Source organism: Micromonospora sp. BRA006-A (assembly GCF_033433935.1).
Lineage (GTDB): Bacteria > Actinomycetota > Actinomycetes > Mycobacteriales > Micromonosporaceae > Micromonospora > Micromonospora aurantiaca.
Window position 1 is genome coordinate 1160563 of record NZ_JANCLW010000001.1, and the last position, 17241, is coordinate 1177803.

19 protein-coding genes, 1 tRNA gene and 1 other RNA gene are annotated in these 17241 nt (G+C 71.3%); 13 read left to right on the top strand and 8 right to left on the bottom strand.

What is annotated here, in order from left to right; genetic code table 11:
• Positions 1–250: 250 nt before the first annotated feature.
• Both NMK34_RS05720 and NMK34_RS05725 read right to left on the bottom strand, forming a co-directional pair.
• On the bottom strand, positions 251–829 hold the full coding sequence (locus NMK34_RS05720; protein ID WP_318332509.1) for an Rv3235 family protein: 579 nt from the start codon (positions 827–829) through the stop codon (positions 251–253).
• 95 nt (positions 830–924) lie between these two features.
• Positions 925–1152: a helix-turn-helix domain-containing protein gene (locus NMK34_RS05725; protein ID WP_013474124.1), complete on the bottom strand. Its 228-nt coding sequence runs from the start codon at positions 1150–1152 to the stop codon at positions 925–927.
• 197 nt (positions 1153–1349) lie between these two features.
• On the opposite strand from NMK34_RS05725, the gene NMK34_RS05730 reads away from it, so the two are divergent.
• Entirely contained in the window at positions 1350–1859 is a 510-nt protein-coding gene (locus tag NMK34_RS05730; RefSeq protein ID WP_318332510.1) for a DUF6912 family protein, read from the top strand.
• 10 nt (positions 1860–1869) lie between these two features.
• On the opposite strand, the gene NMK34_RS05735 is transcribed toward NMK34_RS05730, so the two are convergent.
• Positions 1870–3030 (bottom strand): hypothetical protein, encoded by a 1161-nt coding sequence (locus tag NMK34_RS05735; RefSeq protein ID WP_318336281.1) that lies wholly within the window; start codon positions 3028–3030, stop codon positions 1870–1872.
• A gap of 993 nt (positions 3031–4023) precedes the next feature.
• Between NMK34_RS05735 and pruA the strand changes: the two genes are divergently transcribed.
• From pruA to NMK34_RS05780, 9 genes are all read left to right on the top strand, one after another.
• Complete coding sequence (gene pruA, locus NMK34_RS05740; protein WP_318332511.1) at positions 4024–5652, top strand: L-glutamate gamma-semialdehyde dehydrogenase; 1629 nt, start codon at positions 4024–4026, stop codon at positions 5650–5652.
• A 135-nt stretch (positions 5653–5787) separates the two neighbouring features.
• Complete coding sequence (locus NMK34_RS05745) at positions 5788–6303, top strand: PadR family transcriptional regulator (protein WP_013284223.1); 516 nt, start codon at positions 5788–5790, stop codon at positions 6301–6303.
• A gap of 45 nt (positions 6304–6348) precedes the next feature.
• On the top strand, positions 6349–7470 hold the full coding sequence (gene prfB, locus NMK34_RS05750; RefSeq protein ID WP_013284224.1) for a peptide chain release factor 2: 1122 nt from the start codon (positions 6349–6351) through the stop codon (positions 7468–7470).
• A gap of 118 nt (positions 7471–7588) precedes the next feature.
• A complete protein-coding gene (ftsE, locus tag NMK34_RS05755; RefSeq protein ID WP_013284225.1) occupies positions 7589–8269 on the top strand; it encodes a cell division ATP-binding protein FtsE in 681 nt (226 codons plus the stop codon).
• 65 nt (positions 8270–8334) lie between these two features.
• Positions 8335–9210 carry a permease-like cell division protein FtsX gene (gene ftsX, locus NMK34_RS05760; protein ID WP_318332512.1) on the top strand — a complete coding sequence of 292 codons (876 nt, stop codon included), beginning with the start codon at positions 8335–8337 and terminating at the stop codon, positions 9208–9210.
• Between the two features lie 133 nt (positions 9211–9343).
• Positions 9344–9823, top strand: coding sequence for an SsrA-binding protein SmpB (smpB, locus tag NMK34_RS05765; protein WP_116511188.1), 480 nt, complete (start codon positions 9344–9346; stop codon positions 9821–9823).
• 103 nt (positions 9824–9926) lie between these two features.
• Positions 9927–10302: a transfer-messenger RNA gene (gene ssrA / locus NMK34_RS05770) on the top strand.
• A gap of 193 nt (positions 10303–10495) precedes the next feature.
• Positions 10496–10924 (top strand): hypothetical protein, encoded by a 429-nt coding sequence (locus NMK34_RS05775; RefSeq protein WP_318332513.1) that lies wholly within the window; start codon positions 10496–10498, stop codon positions 10922–10924.
• A 40-nt stretch (positions 10925–10964) separates the two neighbouring features.
• Positions 10965–11909 (top strand): hypothetical protein, encoded by a 945-nt coding sequence (locus tag NMK34_RS05780; RefSeq protein WP_318332514.1) that lies wholly within the window; start codon positions 10965–10967, stop codon positions 11907–11909.
• Positions 11910–11912: 3 nt separating this feature from the next.
• Here the strand turns inward: NMK34_RS05780 and mdlC are convergent, their stop codons facing one another.
• Both mdlC and NMK34_RS05790 read right to left on the bottom strand, forming a co-directional pair.
• Complete coding sequence (gene mdlC / locus NMK34_RS05785; protein WP_318332515.1) at positions 11913–13505, bottom strand: benzoylformate decarboxylase; 1593 nt, start codon at positions 13503–13505, stop codon at positions 11913–11915.
• 109 nt (positions 13506–13614) lie between these two features.
• Entirely contained in the window at positions 13615–14415 is an 801-nt protein-coding gene (locus tag NMK34_RS05790) for an S-methyl-5'-thioadenosine phosphorylase (protein ID WP_318332516.1), read from the bottom strand.
• A gap of 148 nt (positions 14416–14563) precedes the next feature.
• Here NMK34_RS05790 and NMK34_RS05795 point away from each other — a divergent pair, with 148 nt between their 5' ends.
• Entirely contained in the window at positions 14564–15154 is a 591-nt protein-coding gene (locus NMK34_RS05795; RefSeq protein ID WP_135243469.1) for a YqgE/AlgH family protein, read from the top strand.
• Between the two features lie 89 nt (positions 15155–15243).
• A tRNA-Ala gene (locus tag NMK34_RS05800) sits at positions 15244–15316 on the top strand.
• A 96-nt stretch (positions 15317–15412) separates the two neighbouring features.
• Here NMK34_RS05800 and NMK34_RS05805 read toward each other — a convergent pair.
• Entirely contained in the window at positions 15413–15544 is a 132-nt protein-coding gene (locus NMK34_RS05805; protein ID WP_047893726.1) for a hypothetical protein, read from the bottom strand.
• 74 nt (positions 15545–15618) lie between these two features.
• Positions 15619–16233 carry a TetR family transcriptional regulator gene (locus tag NMK34_RS05810; RefSeq protein WP_047893725.1) on the bottom strand — a complete coding sequence of 205 codons (615 nt, stop codon included), beginning with the start codon at positions 16231–16233 and terminating at the stop codon, positions 15619–15621.
• A gap of 73 nt (positions 16234–16306) precedes the next feature.
• Between NMK34_RS05810 and NMK34_RS05815 the strand changes: the two genes are divergently transcribed.
• Positions 16307–16705 (top strand): VOC family protein, encoded by a 399-nt coding sequence (locus tag NMK34_RS05815; protein WP_013284234.1) that lies wholly within the window; start codon positions 16307–16309, stop codon positions 16703–16705.
• Positions 16706–16726: 21 nt separating this feature from the next.
• On the opposite strand, the gene NMK34_RS05820 is transcribed toward NMK34_RS05815, so the two are convergent.
• Positions 16727–17212 (bottom strand): DUF1772 domain-containing protein, encoded by a 486-nt coding sequence (locus NMK34_RS05820; RefSeq protein ID WP_318332517.1) that lies wholly within the window; start codon positions 17210–17212, stop codon positions 16727–16729.
• Positions 17213–17241: the final 29 nt, after the last annotated feature.

A 17241-nucleotide genomic window follows, 5' to 3' on the forward strand; every position in this document is an offset into this window, starting at 1 on the left:
CCCCACCCCCACGATCCACAACCCCTGACACATCTATCGGGACTTCCCGTTGACACATGTCCCGGGACATGACACCCCCATGGGGGCCGTTTCGTACCAAGATCTCGCCGGGAGCCGGGAGCCGGGAGCCGGGAGCCGGGAGCCGGGAGCCGGGAGCCGGGAGCCGGGAGCCGGGAGCCCGCTCACGGATCGGCGCGGGTGACCGCGGCGCGTCGACGTCGAGCCAGGTCGGGGGGGGCGACGACCGGGCTCAGAGGACGTCGAGGACGAGGCACAGCCAGGTGCCTCGGCGGCGTTCCAGGCGTATCGCCACCGCCCAGCTCGCGCCTCCGGCGCCCGCGAACACGGCAGTGGCCTCGACCGCGCCCGCACGCGGCTCGCACACCCGCAGGCGCCGCAGCAGCAGCGCCGGCCGGGCGGTACGGCGGCGGACCGGTGTCACCCGGCGGGCCGCGCGGGTCAGCTCGGCGGCCACCGGGCCGGCCGACTCGGGCAGGCAGAGCGGCCGGAGCTGGCCGGGCGGCCGGAAGCCGTTGACGATCTCCAGGAAGGTGCGCACGAACAAATGCGCGGCCCGCGCCCCCTCGGGTGTGGCGGAGGCGAGGGCTGACGCCTGCGCACCGGACCAGCGGGGCCAGGCGGGTGCCGGGTCGGGGGCGCGGCCGGCGGGGCGTGGGGCGGCACGGCGGCGCGGGTCGGCCAGGTCGAGCGTGAGCTGACCGACGGGACTCCAGAGCGGTTCCTCGTCGGTGCACGGCGGGTCGAGCGGCGGGGCGGGCCGGAGACGGACCGGCGGGCGGGGTGCGCGGGGACGGCGGGTGTCGACCATCTCGAATCCTTGCGTTTGCCTTCGTTTGCCTCCGACAGGCTCTCATCTTCCCGGATGCGGACGACCGTCGTCAATGGCAGGCGGTCCCCGGCCGGTCACTCCTCGTCGCGCTCGCCGAGCGGGTTGCCGCGCACCCATTCGGCCGTCTCGGCGTACTTGCGCTCGATGTATTCCTCCAGCCGGGCGCGCTCGACCCGCCACTGACCCCGGCCACCGATCTTGATCGCGGGCAGTTCGCCGCTGCGGACCATGTGGTAGACCTGCGAGTCCGACACGTTCAGCTCGGCGGCGACGTCGGACAGCAGCAGGAACCTCGACTCCACGGTGTGACTCCCGGGGTTGGTTGCGTTTGCTTCAGTTTGCCATCAGCAGGTGACATCGCTACGCGCCCGTTCGGGAGACACACCGGCGGGAGACTTCACCCGCGCGGGTGCCGGGTGTATGACGGTCTCGGCGTACGGCATGATCGGCGCCCGGAGTCGGCGTCCGCCGGCGATCGGCCTGAGTGTGGGAGTGACCGGTGACCGACGAGCTTGTCCGGGTGTACCTGCCGGCGACCGTTCCCATGCTCGCCCGGCTGCGCGAGGAGGGGCTGAGCGCCGAGGCGGCGCACGCCGTGACCCCGGAACTGCGTGAGTGGTACGCCGAGGGCGACGAGGAGGAGCTGGAGTACGTGGCCTTCACCCGGGCCGCCCAGGACGCGCTGCTCCTGCTCCGGCACGATCCCGCCGCGCCCCGGCGACGGGTGGTGGTCTCGGCCGACCTGCCGGCCCGTGCGGTCGAGCGGGTCGGCGGCGAGCTGGGGTCGAGCGTGGTCCGGCCGGCCGGGCCGGTGCCGGTGAAGTCGGTCGCCGCGCTGCACGTGGACGGCGCGGACGCGGTCGAGGACGTGGCCGCCGCCGTCGACGTGGTGGTGGAGGCCCAGGCCGGCGACCCGGACGCCCAGTTCACCGTCGACGGCGCAGAGGACCACGAACTGGAGTGGTACGACGTGACCGAGCTGGACCTGCTGCTGCGCGAGGCGGGCTGACCGGGCCGCTTCAGGCCGCCGGCTCGTCCTCGTCGTCGTCCACCGGACGCGGCCCGAGCGTGCGCCCGAAGACGATGAGCGTGGTCAGCGCGCCCACGAAGAGCACCCAGATCCCGTTGTCGACCCGCGAGGTGCCCAGCGCGGTCTGTGCCACCTCGTCGGCCTCGCTGAGCGCGGCGGCCAGGTCGAGCAGCCCACGGCCGCCGATCCGGATGATCACCTCGGTGAGTAGCAGGAGCAGGCCGGCGCCCGCCCCGGCGACCAGGTAGGCCGGCCAGCGCAGCGGCGACGCGGCGCCGTCGCGGCGCTCCGCCCGGCGCCGGGACCAGGTCAGATAGAGGTACGCGGCCAGTCCGGCGAGCAGCCCGGCGAGCAGCGACTCGGTACGCGAGACCCACTTCGCGGCGTCGAGCACCGACTGCTGGGTCTCCCCGGCACCGAACAGGTCGGAGAGCGGGTCGCGGGCGCGGCTGAACAGCACCACGAAGATCTGCGCGGTGAGCGTGGCGAGCGTGATCGCCCCCACCACCCGGGCCTGGCGCGCGCCGGCCATCGCCCCGCCGATGATCGCTGCCGCCGCCGCGGTTCCGGCGATGGTGTTCGTGGTGGCGTTGTCCGCGTACGTCAGGTTGATCGCCACCGCGGTGACGAGCCCGACCAGGAGGCCGGTGCCCACGGTGGCCAGGAAGCGCAGCGTGGCGCGGCCCAGCCGGTTGGTCGCGAGCAGGGCCATTGTGGCGCCGGTGACCAGCGCGGCGGTGATGACGCCTGGTAGCGCGTACGCGGAGAGGCTGATCGCGGTGACGCCGGCCGCCGTGGAGTGGATCGCCTCGCGGGTGGACCAGAGCATGGCGGCCAGCCACCCGACCGAGAGCAGTGCGAGCACGATCGCGCCCGGCGCGAACTCCGGCCGCCCGCCGGTGACAGTGCCCTCGTCCCCATGCGCGGGGCCGACTGCGTCCTCGCCCGTCGGAGCCTCGCTCGCCGGTGCCTCGCCCGACGCTGCTTCGGCCGACGGTGTCTCTCCCGCCGGTGCCTCGGCCAACGGTGCCTCTCCGGAGGACGCCTTGACGGAGGACGTCTCGACGGTGGCCCCGTCGCCCGTGGTCGGCCCGACGGCCTCGGGCTGATCCGTCTCCGCGGCCGTGGAGCTGCCGGGCTGGTTGCTCATCGTCTTCCCTTCGACGGTCACCGGATGTCCCCGCGCCGGGCCGGGCAGGTCACCGGTCATCCAGCGTACGCGGCGCATCACCACTCCTCGGGCGGGCCGTGTGCCGTCTGCGCCTTGATCGACTGCAGTACGCCGATGTGGTGGCATCCGGAGGGCTCGGATACCGCCGTTTCCCCGAGGTGGAGTGGATCAGTGTCCGATAACCGCGAGGCGCGGTGCCCGGGAACCTGAGGCGGGGCTGGGTGGAAGGTCAGGCGGCGCGGCCTGCGGATGGTTGCCTTCCTGCTCCATCGGCGGCACGGGGTCGTGTGGCGGGCACTGCTCGCGCGGTCGTTTTGTGGGTGCCGCTCGCACGGCTGTTCCTGCCGATCTTCGGGGCGGTCAATTGTGCGGTCGCCGTTCGGGTGGGCTGGCGCTGACCGATCCTCGGGCTGGTCCTGTGCGCCCGCTGTTCGAGCGGGCAGGTGCCGGCCGATCCTTGGACGGTCCTGTGCAGGCGCGGCTCGGCAGGCTGGCTACCGGCCGATCCTCGGGCAGGCTGGCATCGGCCGATGCGCAGGCGAGGTGCGCTTACCCTCGTCCGCCTACCGCGCACAGATGGCCGCCTCGGCAGCCTGCTGGGCGGCGATCGCGCTCCCGACGTGTCGCCCGAGCGTTGATCGACTGCAGTACGCCGATGTGGTGGTATCCCGTGGGCTCGGATACGGCCGCTTCCCCGAGATGGAGTGGATCGACGGTTGAGTAAGCGCCGAAGAATCGTCGACGAGCGGGGTGGCGATCCGACGTTTCGTCGGATGTGGGTGAGTTGAGCCGACGGTCCCGAGATGATCTGGCTGTCCGGTGTAGCGGGGAGGCGCGGTCCGCGGGGGCGTCTCGTGACAGAATCGGGCCAGGTCCCGCCGCCGCTGACCCCGCGGTGTCCGGCGTCCGGCCGCCGGCCGGCGCCCGCGGGTCCGGTTTCGCCGTCGCCGTCGAGATCGCCAGGAGCCTGTGATGGACGCCGTGTTCTCCGTACCCGAGCCGCTCAACGAGCCGGTACACACCTACGAGCCCGGCAGCGCCGACCGGGAACGGCTCCAGCGGCGGCTGGCCGAACTGGCCGCCGAGCGGATCGAGCTGCCGATGACCATCGCCGGCGAGCGCCGGATGGCCGGCGGCGCGTCGATCGACGTGGTGCAGCCGCACAAGCACGCGCACGTCCTCGGCGTCACCGGGCACGCCACCCACGACGACGCCCGCGCCGCGGTGAAGGCCGCCAAGGACGCCGCTCCGATGTGGCGGGCGCTGCCGTTCGAGGAGCGGGCCGCGATCTTCCTGCGCGCCGCCGACCTGCTCGCCGGCCCCTGGCGGGACACGCTCAACGCGGCCACCATGCTCGGCCAGTCCAAGACCGCCGTCCAGGCCGAGATCGACTCGGCCTGCGAGCTGATCGACTTCCTCCGGTTCAACGTGCACTTCGCCCGGCGGCTCCTGGCCGAGCAGCCGCTGTCCTCGCCCGGGGTCTGGAACCGCCTCGACCACCGGCCGCTGGAGGGGTTCGTCTACGCGATCACCCCGTTCAACTTCACCGCGATCGCCGGCAACCTGCCGTCCGCGCCGGCCATGCTCGGCAACACGGTGGTCTGGAAGCCGTCCCCGACGCAGCAGTTCGCGGCGCACTTCACCATGCGCCTGTTCGAGGCCGCCGGCCTGCCGCCCGGTGTGATCAACATGGTCACCGGGCGCGGCGAGGAGGTCTCCGAGGTGGCGCTGGCCGACCCGGACCTCGCCGGCATCCACTTCACCGGCTCGACGAAGGTGTTCCAGCACCTGTGGAAGACCGTCGGCGACAACATCGCCCGCTACCGGGGCTACCCCCGGCTGGTCGGCGAGACCGGCGGCAAGGACTTCGTGGTCGCGCACTCCAGCGCCGACGTGGACGCGCTGCACACCGCGCTGATCCGGGGCGCCTACGAGTACCAGGGCCAGAAGTGCTCGGCCGCCTCGCGGGCGTACGTCCCGCGGTCGATCTGGGAGGGTGGGCTGCGCGACCGGCTCGCCGCCACCGCCGACTCGCTGACCTACGGCGACGTGACCGACTTCAGCAACTTCGGCGGCGCGGTGATCGACGACAAGGCGTTCGGTCGGCACACCGCCGCGCTGGAGCTGATCAAGGGCGACGACTCCTGCCGGATCCTGGCCGGCGGCACCGCCGACGACTCGGTCGGCTACTTCGTCCGGCCGACGCTGTTCGAGTGCTCCGATGCCGCGCACGAGACGTTCACCACCGAGTACTTCGGGCCGATCCTCGGCGTGCACGTCTTCGACGACGCCCGCTTCGACGAGGTGGTCACCCAGGCCGAGTCGATCGCGCCGTACGCGCTGACCGGGTCGATCTTCGCGACCGACCGCCGGGTGGTCGACCAGGTGGCGGAGAAGATGCGGTACGCCGCCGGCAACTTCTACATCAACGACAAGCCGACCGGCGCGGTGGTCGGGCAGCAGCCGTTCGGCGGCGCCCGGGCCAGCGGCACCAACGACAAGGCGGGCTCCTGGCACAACCTGGTCCGCTGGATGTCGCCGCGGACGATCAAGGAGACCTTCGTCCCGCCGACCGATCACGCCTACCCGCACATGGGCTGAGACGCTCGCCGGAGGGCCCGTCCCGGCCGGGGCGGGCCCTCTTCCTCATCCGACAGTGCACATCGGACCCGTCATCGGGTGCCGAAATGAGCAAATCCTGGACGCCAGAGCCGACAAAGTGGCAGCTTAGAGGGCATGGCGGAATCCGGAGTCAACCCGACGGCAGCAGCTCTGCTCGGTCTGCTGCACGACGGCCCGATGACTGGCGGCCAGTTGATGGCCGCCGCTGAGCGCCGGCTGGCGCCGTACTGGTCGATGACCCGCAGTCAGGTCTACCGGGAGCTGCCGGTCCTGGCCGAGAAGGGTCTGGTGCGTCTCGGCAAGCCCGGGCCGCGGATGAGCCAGCCGTATGCGCTGACGGCGGCCGGGAAACGGACATTCTCCCGCTGGCTTGCGGAGAATCCCGGCAAGGACACCATCCGTAACCCGATAGCGCTACGGATCGCGTTCGGTGACCTGCACTCGTCGAGCCAGCTCAAGAACCTGTACGCCACGGCGAACGAGTACCACACCGAGGCCCTGGCGGCGGTGCGGGAGCAGGTCAAGAACGCCAAGAAGGAAGGCGACAGCTACGACGCCAGCGCGCTGGAGTTCGCCGTCGCCTACCACAAGGCGGCGCTGTCCTGGCTGAAGACCGCGCCCGTCGGCTGACCACCTGCGTCGACCAGGCCAGGATAGGCAGTAGTCTTGTCTGTCGTGACCGCTGCCGATTACGCCGAACAGCTCAAGGACCTCGACGCCACGCTGCGCAACATCGAGGCTGTGCTCGACCTCGACAAGCTGCGCGAGCAGAAGGCCCGGCTGGAGCAGGAGGCCTCCGCGCCCGACCTCTGGGACGACCAGGCCAAGGCGCAGCAGGTGACGTCGCAGCTGTCGTACGTCAACGGCGAGATCACCAAGCTCGGTGACCTGCGCTCCCGGCTCGACGACGCCGGGGTGCTGCTGGAACTCGCCCAGGCCGAGGACGACCCGGGCGCGCTGACCGAGGTCGAGTCGGAGATCACCGGGCTGACCAAGGCCATCCAGGAGATGGAGGTCCGCACGCTGCTCTCCGGCGAGTACGACTCGCGGGAGGCGCTCGTCGCGATCCGGGCCGGCGCCGGTGGCGTGGACGCCGCCGACTTCGCCGAGATGCTGCTGCGGATGTACCTGCGCTGGGCCGAGCGGCACGGCTACCCGACCGAGGTCTACGAGACCTCGTACGCCGAGGAGGCGGGCCTGAAGTCGGCCACCTTCACGGTGAAGGTGCCGTACGCCTACGGCACGCTCAGCGTGGAGTCCGGCACGCACCGGCTGGTGCGGATCAGCCCGTTCGACAACCAGGGCCGCCGGCAGACCAGCTTCGCCGGGGTCGAGGTGCTGCCGGTCACCGAGCAGACCGACCACATCGACATCCCGGAGAACGAGGTCCGGGTGGACGTCTACCGGTCGTCCGGGCCGGGCGGGCAGAGCGTCAACACCACCGACTCGGCGGTGCGGCTGACCCACATCCCCACCGGCATCGTGGTGACTTGCCAGAACGAGAAGTCCCAGCTGCAGAACAAGGCCTCCGCGATGCGGGTGCTCCAGGCCCGGCTGCTGGAGCGCAAGCGGCAGGAGGAGGAGGAGAAGCTGGCCGGCCTGAAGACCGGCAGCACCAGCTCCTGGGGCGACCAGATGCGGTCGTACGTCCTGCACCCGTATCAAATGGTGAAGGATCTGCGTACCGAACAGGAGACGGGCAATCCGTCCTCGGTCTTCGACGGTGACCTGGACAGCTTCATCGAGGCGGGAATCCGCTGGCGGAAGCAGCAGCAGCTCAGCGCTGACAGTGCGTGATCACGGTTGGACGCAGCGCGTCATCGATCTCGGTCTGACCGGGTAAATCGATGACGCGCACCGCTTCGGCGGGGCGTGGGGCTTGGCTCTGCGGTTACACCGCGTAGACTACCGACCCGTGATTCAGCTTGAGCAAGTGACGAAGACGTACCCGAAGGCGTCCCGGCCTTCGCTCGACAACGTGTCCGTCTCGATCGAGAAGGGCGAGTTCGTCTTCTTCATCGGTCCATCCGGCTCCGGCAAGTCCACCATCATCAAGTTGCTGCTGCACGAGGTCACGCCCAACAAGGGCCGGGTCGTCGTCAACGGCAAGGACGTCACGTCGATGCGTTCCTGGAAGCGACCCCACTTCCGGCGTTCCATCGGCTGCGTCTTCCAGGACTTCCGGTTGCTGCCGAACCGCACCGCGTACGAGAACGTGGCGTTCGCGCTGGAGGTGATCGGTAAGACGAAGGCGGTCGCCCGCCGGGTCGTGCCGGAGGTGCTGGAGCTGGTCGGTCTCGGCGGCAAGGAGCACCGCTACCCGCACGAGCTCTCCGGTGGTGAGCAGCAGCGTGTCGCGGTGGCCCGGGCGTTCGTCAACCGGCCGCTGATCCTGCTGGCCGACGAGCCGACCGGAAACCTGGACCCGGACACCTCGATCGAGATCATGCGCCTGCTGGACCGGATCAACCGCACCGGTACGACCGTCGTGATGGTCACGCACGACTCCAACATCGTGAACCAGATGCGGCGCCGGGTCATCGAGATCGAGAGCGGCCGCATCGTGCGCGACCAGGCCCGGGGCGTCTACGGCTGAGCCGGGCGACGTTCCGTAGACCCTGACGACGAAACCTCACGCCGGAGAGCCGGAGGAATATCCCGATGCGGATGAAGTACGTCCTGTCCGAAGTACTGGTCGGGCTGTGGCGCAACGTCACCATGACCATCGCCATGATCATCACAATGGCGGTGTCGCTGTTCATGCTGGGCGGCAGCGGCCTTCTCTACCAGAAGGTCGGCGACATGAAGGACCTCTACTACGAGAACGTCGAGGTCTCGATCTTCCTGAAGACCGATGCCACCAAGGAACAGGTCGACGCGCTGGGCCAGCAGCTCGACCAGGACCCCCTGGTCAAGGACTCGACGTACGTCAACAAGGAGCAGGCGTACGAGCGCTTCCAGCAGATGTACGCCGACGCCCCGGACCTGGTCAGCGCCGTCAAGCCGGACCAGCTTCCCGAGTCGTACCGGGTGAAGCTGAACGACCCGGAGCAGTACAAGGCGATCTACGACAAGTACAAGGCCACCGAGGGCATCGACACGATCGTCGACCAGAGCAAGCTGCTCGACAAGGTCTTCGGCGTGCTGAGCGGCTTCCAGAACGGAGCGCTCGCGATCGCCACCGTGATGGCCATCGCCGCCCTGCTGCTCGTCGCGAACACCATCCAGGTCGCCGCGTACAGCAAGCGGCGTGAGGTGGCGGTCATGAAGCTCGTCGGCGCGTCGAACTGGTTCATCCAGGCGCCGTTCGTGCTGGAGGCGGTGGTGGCCGGTCTGTTCGGCTCCATCCTGGGCCTGCTCGCGTTGGTCGCGGTGAAGCTGCTGTCGGCCGGCAGCTCGATGGCGGCCCTGGAGGGCCTCATCACCCCGATCTCCTGGTCCGAGATCTTCCTGACCTTCCCGCTGATGGCCGCCGTCGGTGGCGTGGTCAGCGCGGTCACCGCCTGGGTCACGCTCCGCTTCTACCTGCGGGTCTAGTCACCTCGTACGGCTCACCGAGGGCCCTTCCGCGCCGGAATAAACGGCGCGGGAGGGCCCTTGTGGTTCCGGTAGCATGATCTCCGCTCGCCGGCCGGTGGCCGGCGAGTCGATCAGGAAGGGGGTGGCGCCGATGCCACGGGAGAAGGGTCGCAAGGTGGTCGCCTCCAACAAGAAGGCACGCCACGACTACGCCATCCTCGACACGTACGAGGCGGGCATGGCTCTCACAGGCACCGAGGTCAAGTCGCTGCGGGCCGGGCGGGCGTCGCTCGTGGACGCGTTCGCCCAGGAGCGTGACGGCGAGATCTACCTGCACGCCATGCACATCCCGGAGTACGCCCAGGGCACCTGGACGAACCACGAGCCCCGGCGTACCCGGAAGCTGCTGCTGAACCGGCTGGAGATCGACCGGCTGCTGGGCAAGCTCAAGGAGAGCGGCCTGACGCTGGTGCCGTTGCAGGTCTACTTCTCCGACGGCTGGGCCAAGGTGGAGATCGGCCTGGCGCGGGGTAAGAAGTCGTACGACAAGCGCCAGGACCTCGCCAAGCGGGACGCCGCCAAGGAGATCGCCCGGGCGGTCGGCCGGCGCGGCAAGGGCATGGCTGAGTGATTCGTCCGGTTCGTCCGGTGGCCCGCGTCGGGCGGGCCTCGGGATGAAACCGGTTGCGCCAGGCGTTAGGCTTGGTGTGCTGCCGACAGGGGCAGCGCTTCGAGGGGGTGACTGGTTTCGACTTCGTACGCAGCGACAGGGGAAGCGAGCCGAGGAAGCCGACGTCGTCTCGAGAATCGGTCGTCGGAAACCAATAAGCGCCAAGAACAATCGCGCTGACTTCGCTCTCGCCGCCTGAGGCGAGTAGCAAGTCTGTCGGCCTGGGAGCGCCTTCGACCCAGTTAGCCGGCATCAGCTAGAAGGCTGGCCAATCGGACCCGGTCGCGGGGTCCGTGCGGCGAGATCAATCAGCGACTGGGCCCGTCACACCAACTTGCTCGCGTGAGCGGTGGGGCCGAGTAGAGGCATAGCGAGCTGCGCTCGGAGAAGCCCTGACAAACCGGCGAAGGACCCGGGTTCGATTCCCGGCACCTCCACCACACAGACTGTGCGCCCCGTCCACCCGGACCGGGGCGCACAGTCGTCTCAGGGGCCACCGTCTCTGGGGCCTGCGGGGCGGCTGGGGCCGGTGATGCCCGAGAGGCAGATGAGGCGACGCTGACCGCTGGACAGCGCCCGCAACCGGGTCCACCATCGCCATACGGGTTCGCACCCAGCAGCGGGAGGTGTCCCATGGTCACCAGTCCGATCCAGCAGCCGACCGCCGTGCTCCCGAGCGCCTCCGGTGACCTGCGCGCCCTCGGGCGGGCGCTGGCCGCCGCCGGGCCGCGCTGGCGGGAGCGCCTTCTCACCGATCTGGACCCCGTCCGGCGGGGTTTCACCGAGCACGTCCGCGTCACCGAGGGAACGGGCGGGCACTACGCCGACCTGGTGCGCGCCGCACCCCGGCTGGACCGGGGCGTACGCCTGCTGGTCGGCGAGCACGCCGCGATCAGCGCGGCGCTCGCGGCGCTCCAGCACTCCGTACGCCTGACGGGGGTGTCCGCCGCGGAGGTGCGGGCGCGCACCCGCGACCTGTTGCGCGCGCTCGACCGGCACCGGCGGCACGGCGCCGACCTGCTCTGGGAGGCGTACCAGACCGACCTCGGCGGCGAGGACTGAGCCCGGGAACCGGCCGGGACGGGCACGCGTCCAACCCCGTATGCGTCGCGTGCTCGCCCTGCTCGGGATCCCGTTGCTGGCCCTCTCCGCCTGCGCCACGCCCGGCGCCGATCCGGGGGTGGCCCCGCCCGCCGGCCCGGACCAGCGGCCCGCGTTCACCGAGCGGGCCGAGGAGGTGGCAGCGGGCTGGCAGCCCGGGCCGGGCTGGCGCGACGGGTACGTGCCGCTCCAGGATCCGACGGTGCTCACCGGCGACCCGGGCTTCACCGAGGAGACGAAGACGGCGTTCGGCGCCGGCTGGTACCGGGACCAGATCCCGATCCCGGCCGACGTGCCGAAGGACGGCACGATCCGGTTCCCCGACGGCACGCTGCGGGTGCCGCTGGTCAGCGCCGCCGACGCGTACGCCGAACTCCACCAGGGCGACCCGCCGCCCTGCGACGGGCGTCCGGCCGCACCGGACCCGGCACCGACCGGGCGGCCCGGCCCGAACCACCCGGTGTCGACCTCGGCGCCGGGCGCGTGCGTGGCGCTCACCGTGACCGGGGTACGGCTGGGCACCGCGCCGGTGCTGACCAGCCGAGGGCGTGCCGAGGTGCCCGCCTGGCTGTTCACCGTGGACGAGCTGGCCGTACCGGTGGCGCGGATCGCCGTCGCGCCGCGCGTGACCGGCCGGGCTCCCGGCGGTGCGGTGCCCGCCCGGCCGCTCCCGGCGGGCCTGGTGTCCGCGCAGCAGTTGCGGGCGGTCGAGGGCGACCGCATCGACTACCTGCTGGGTGTCGGCGCCTGCGACGGCCCGCCCACGCCGCTGGTGCTGGAACGGCCGGACGTGGTGGTGATCGGCGGCGCCGTGGTCTCGCCCACCGGCCCCTGCACCGCCCAGCTCGTGATGAAGCCGGTGAGCGTCACGCTCAGCGCGCCGCTCGGCGGCCGGGCCGTGCTGGATGCCGCCAGCGGCGCGCCGCTGACCGTCCGGCCCGGCTGAAGCTCACAGGATCCGCGGCACGTCGGTGCTGATCGGCACCGGCAGCACCGTCGGCCGGTCCGCGTCGAGCGCTGTGGTCAGCGCCGCGCCGAGCCCGTCCAGCGTGGTCACCGCACCGGCGCAGCCGTAGCCGTGCGCCACCGCCGTCACGTCCAACCCGGGCAGGTCCAGCGCGGGCACACCAGGGGTGTGCTTCAGCTCGGCGAACGCCTTCAGGATCGCGTACTGCTGATTCACCGGGACCACGACGGCGAGCGGCAGGCGCAGCCGCGCCGCCGTCCACAACGCCTGGACCGAGTAGTGGAACGAGCCGTCGCCGACCACCGCGACGACCGGGCGGCCACGCCCGGTGTCGCGTTCGGCGAGCGCCATGCCGACCGCCGCCGGCAGCCCGAAGCCGAGGCCGCCGCTGGCCATCGTCAGGTACGAGCGCGGCCGCTCGATCGGCAGCCGGCGGCGCAGCGCGGCCAGGTTGGACGGCGACTCCTGCACCAGCACCCCGTCCGCCGGCCACGCGTCCGCCAGCGCGGCGAACAGCGCGTCGGCGCTCGGCGGGTCGGCCGGCTCGGGCGGGGCCGGCTGCGGGCGCGGTGACGGCGCCGCCCGATCGGTCGGCGGCAGCAGCTCACACAGCGCGGCCATGGTCAGCCCGGCATCACCGAGCAGGCTCTCCCCGACCGGAGCGCGGGCCGCCTCGTCCGGGTCGTCGGTGACGTGCAGCAGCCGCGCGTCACCGGGCAGGTAGTCACCGGGCACGTGTGGGTAGTAGCGGAACACCGGCGCGCCCACCACCAGCACCACGTCGTGGCCGCGCAGCGCCTCCGACAACGGCCCGATCGCGTACGGCAGCACGCCCCGGAAGTGCGGGTGGCGCTCCGGGAACACGGCGCGCTCCGGCGCCGGGGCGGCCCAGACCGGGGCGGCCAGGCGTTCGGCCAGCGCCACCGCGTCCGCCCAGGCGTCCGACCGGTCCACCGCCGCGCCGAGCACCAGTGCCGGGGCGCGGGCGGCGGCCAGCGCGCCGGCGAAGCCCCGCAGCCGGTCCGGGTCCGGCGCGATCCGGGTGGCGACGGTACGCACCTGCGGCGGCGGGTCGGCCGGACGGTCCCAGTCGTCCATCGGCAGGGAGAGGAAGACCGGTCCGGCGGGGGGCTGCACCGCCGAGGCGTACGCCCGCATGAAGGCCGCCGGGATGTCCTGCGCGCGGGCCGGCTCGTGGGCCCACTTGACGTACGGCTGGGCCAGCTCGACCGCCCGGGGGCTGGCCAGGCGCGGCTCGATCAGCAGCATCTCGCGGGTCTGCTGGCCGGCGCTGACGATCAGCGGGGTCCGGTTGTGCCAGGCGGTGACCAGGTTGCCCATGCCGTTGCCGGTGCCCGGCGCGGTGTGCAGGTTGACGTGCGCGGGCCGGCCGGTGCCCTGGGCGTAGCCGTCGGCCATCGCGACCGCCGACGCCTCCTGGAGCGCGTGCACGTAGTGGAAGTCGTCCGGGAAGTGCTGGAGGAACGGCTCCTCGGTCGAGCCCGGGTTGCCGAAGACGGTGGTCAGGCCGAGCGCGCGCAGCAGGTCGTAGGTCGCCTCCCGCACCGTCGCCATCGCCGGCTGCCTCCGTTCCGCACGCGGATGCCGGAGCCGGCCCGGTGCCCAGTCTCCCGACCAGCCGAATCTATCGGGCCGAAGGCGACTTTTCGGGCACTTCCCGCGCTCAGGGCAGCGGGAACGGCAGCTTGATCCCGTCCAGGGCACTCCCGCACTCGCACTCCCGCTCGGCGGGCAGCGCCGCCACGGCGTCCAGCAGCAGCCCGCGCAGCCGGTCGGTGTTCTCCGCGAAGACCCGGAACACCTCCTCGTGGGTGACCGACTCGCCCGCCTCCACGCCCGCGTCCAGGTCCGTGACCAGCGCGATCGACGTGTAACAGAGGGCCAGCTCACGGGCCAGCACCGCCTCCGGGTGGCCGGTCATGTTGACGATCGTGCCGCCCATCGAGGCGAACCAGCGCGACTCCGCCCGGGTCGAAAAGCGCGGACCCTCGACCACGACCACAGTCCCGCCGTCCACCGCCGGCACGCCACGCCCCGCCGCCGTGTCCAGCAGCGTGCGCCGCCCGGCCGGGCAGTACGGGTCGGCGAACGACACGTGCACCGCGCCCTTGTCGTAGTACGTCTGCGTGCGCCCGCTCGTGCGGTCGATCAACTGATCCGGCACCACGAACGTCCCCGGGCCCAGCTCCGGTCGCAGGCCACCCACCGCGCACGGCGCCAGCACCTGGCGTACGCCCAGCGACCGCAGCGCCCACAGGTTCGCCCGGTACGGGATCAGGTGCGGCGGATAGCGGTGATCGCGCCCGTGGCGGGGCAGGAACGCCACCCGGCGACCGCCCACCTCGGCGACGGTGATCGGGCCCGACGGCTCGCCGTACGGGGTGTCCACCACGTGCTCCACCCCGTCGAGCAGGGCGTAGAGCCCCGACCCGCCGATCACCGCCAGTTCGGCCTGCGCCGCCATCCGGCCCTCCCTCGATCCGTCGCGATCACCCGCCGTCAGACCTTAACCAGCGGGCCGGGTGCAGGCTATGGTGCGTGACATGGCGTTGACAGGGTGGACGGTCGACGGCCTCGGGCCCGTACGGGCGCACGGCTGACGGGTGTCGGACATGCAGGGTGAGGGGCAGGCGATCGGTGGCCGAGCCATGGAGTCGATGACCGGACGACTGCTGGTCGCGACACCGGGGCTCAAGGATCCGAACTTCGACCGTACGGTCGTGCTGCTCGTCGCCCACGAACCCGGCGGCGCCCTCGGGGTGGTGCTGAACCGGGCCACCGAGGTCTCGGTGGCCGACGTGCTCGGCGACTGGAGCGACCTGGCCCGCGACCCGGCGGTGCTGTTCGAGGGCGGCCCGGTGCAGCCCGACTCCGCCATCTGCCTGGCCCGGATGCGGCACCCCGTCCGGCCGGTCAAGGGCTTCCACCGCGTCTCCGGTGCGGTCGGCACCATCGACCTCTCGGTCGACCCGGAGAAGCTGCGCGAGGCGGTCGGCGGGATCCGGGTGTTCGCCGGCTACTCCGGCTGGGGTGCAGGGCAGGTCGAGCGCGAGATCGAGGAGGGCTCCTGGTTCGTGTTCGACGCGCTGCCCGGTGACGCCTTCGTCGACCGGCCGGATGATCTGTGGCCGATGGTGCTGCGCCGGCAGGGCGGCATGATGGCGGCGGTGGCCCACTTCCCGCCGGACGTGGCGCTGAACTGAGCCGGGTGCGGGGGACCCCCGCGAGATGACCATGCCGGGCGGCGTGTGTATAGTTCTCTCCGTGCCCGGGCGACCGGGGACGACCGCAAGGGGCCGTGGCGCAGCTGGTAGCGCACCACACTGGCAGTGTGGGGGTCAGGGGTTCGAGTCCCCTCGGCTCCACCCAAGCGAAAAGCCCTGGTGAGAGACAATGCCTCCCACCAGGGCTTTTGTCATTCGTCGATCTCTCGGGTCGCAATGTGCCAGACCCGTGCCAGATCAGGCGCTGAGCTTGCCTCGCGCCTCTTCGATCAGGGCGTCCAACGCGGCGGCGATGGCGTGATCGCGGTCACGGGTCGCGTGCTGGTAGATCATCGCTGCCCGGGTGCTCGAATGGCCGATGCGCGCCATCAGTTCTTTGAGCGTCGCGCCGCTCTGTGCTGACCATGTGCTGCCGGTGTCACCTTCGAAGGCCGCACCACCAGCTAACCGTGCCGGACGGGTGCGGTGCGCGGCCCGCGGAGACCCTGAAGCAGGCGCAGCAGATCGGGCCACGTCTCGACCAATGCGGCGTCCCGGTCCGGGGCTTCGGCGATCCGTAGCACTGCCTCGTTCATCGCGCCGGAGAGCAAGGTGGCAGTTGCCTCGGGCGAGTTGACCTCAAGGTGCCCGGCTGCTGCCAGCGTGGCCACCGCCTCGGCCAGGTGGTGCCCGGAAGCGGCCGCGTCCTGGCTGCGCCACGTGCGCCAACCCATCACCGCGGGCGCGTCGACCAGCAGGATCCGCCGGTGTGTGTCGTCGACACTGGCGGTGAGGAACGCCCGGCAGCCGGCGACCAGGCCGTCCCATGGATCGGCGACCGCTTCGGCAGCGCTGGCGACCGCAGCGGCGACCCGCTGTTGCGCGGCGGCTGCGACGGCTTCGAACAGGTGCTGCTTGTTGCGGTAGTGATGGTAGACCGCACCCCTGGTGACCTGGGCTGCGGCGGCCACCTCCTCCAGGCGGACGGCCGTGTAGCCGCGTTCGGCGAACAGGGCAGTCGCGACGTCCCGGATGCGCCGGCCGGTGATCTCGCTCTGCTCCTTGGTGGCTCGCGCCATGCCGCACTCTTCCTTTACATGCTCCGTGTATGTATATTCCTTTACCTGCACAGTGTATGTAAAGGAGTTCGCCATGACACTCGCCAGCTCGTACCCGGTCCTCATGACGACCGACGTGACCTCGGCTGCGGCCTTCTACCGCGAGCACTTCGGGTTCCAGCCGACCTTCGAGACGGAGTGGTACGTGAGCCTGCGCCGCGACAACTGGGAACTGGCGGTGCTGGACAGCAGCCACGAGACGATCCCGGCGGCCTACCGCGGGCCGGTCGCCAGCGGGATGCTGCTCAACCTGGAGGTGGACGATGTCGACGCCGAGTGGGAGCGCCTGCGGCACCTGGAGGTCGTGCTTCCCGTGCGGACCGAAGAGTTCGGACAGCGGCACTTCATCCTCGCCGGCCCGGACGGTGTCCTGATCGACGTCATCACCAACGTGGAACCTGCGGAGGAGTACGCGGACAGGTTCATCTCCTAGCATCTCGCAGGCAAACGGCGCTCAAGCGGCGCGGCCCGCGAGCACCAGCGCCCAGCACAGCGCGCCGAACCCGGCCGTGCTCACCAGCGTCCGGACCACGTTCCAGGTGACCCAGGCGGACTCGAAGCGCTCCCGAGCCGCAGCGAGATCGGCGGAACCAGCCGCCGCGAGCGCGTCGTTCAGCGGCACGTTCACCGCCACGGTGACGACGAACATCACCAGGTACAGGGCGAGCCCGGCGACGATCCACGGCAGCGCCGGCCGGGTGGTCCCGCGCCAGGCCAGCACCGCCGCGAGCGCGGCCAGCACCGGCGTACCCAGGAACGCCAGCAGGAACCAGCCGTTGACGATGGTGACGTTGATGCGCTGCATCGCGTCCACGAACGTGCGGTCCTCAGCGCCGCGCAGCGCCGGCATCACGGCGTACGCGAACGCGGCGAACAGGCCCGCCATCAGACCGGCCCCGACTGTGGCGCCGACCAGCGTCAGTTGTTGTACGAGTCGCATGTCCTCATCGAACCGCCGCGCGGTGAGAC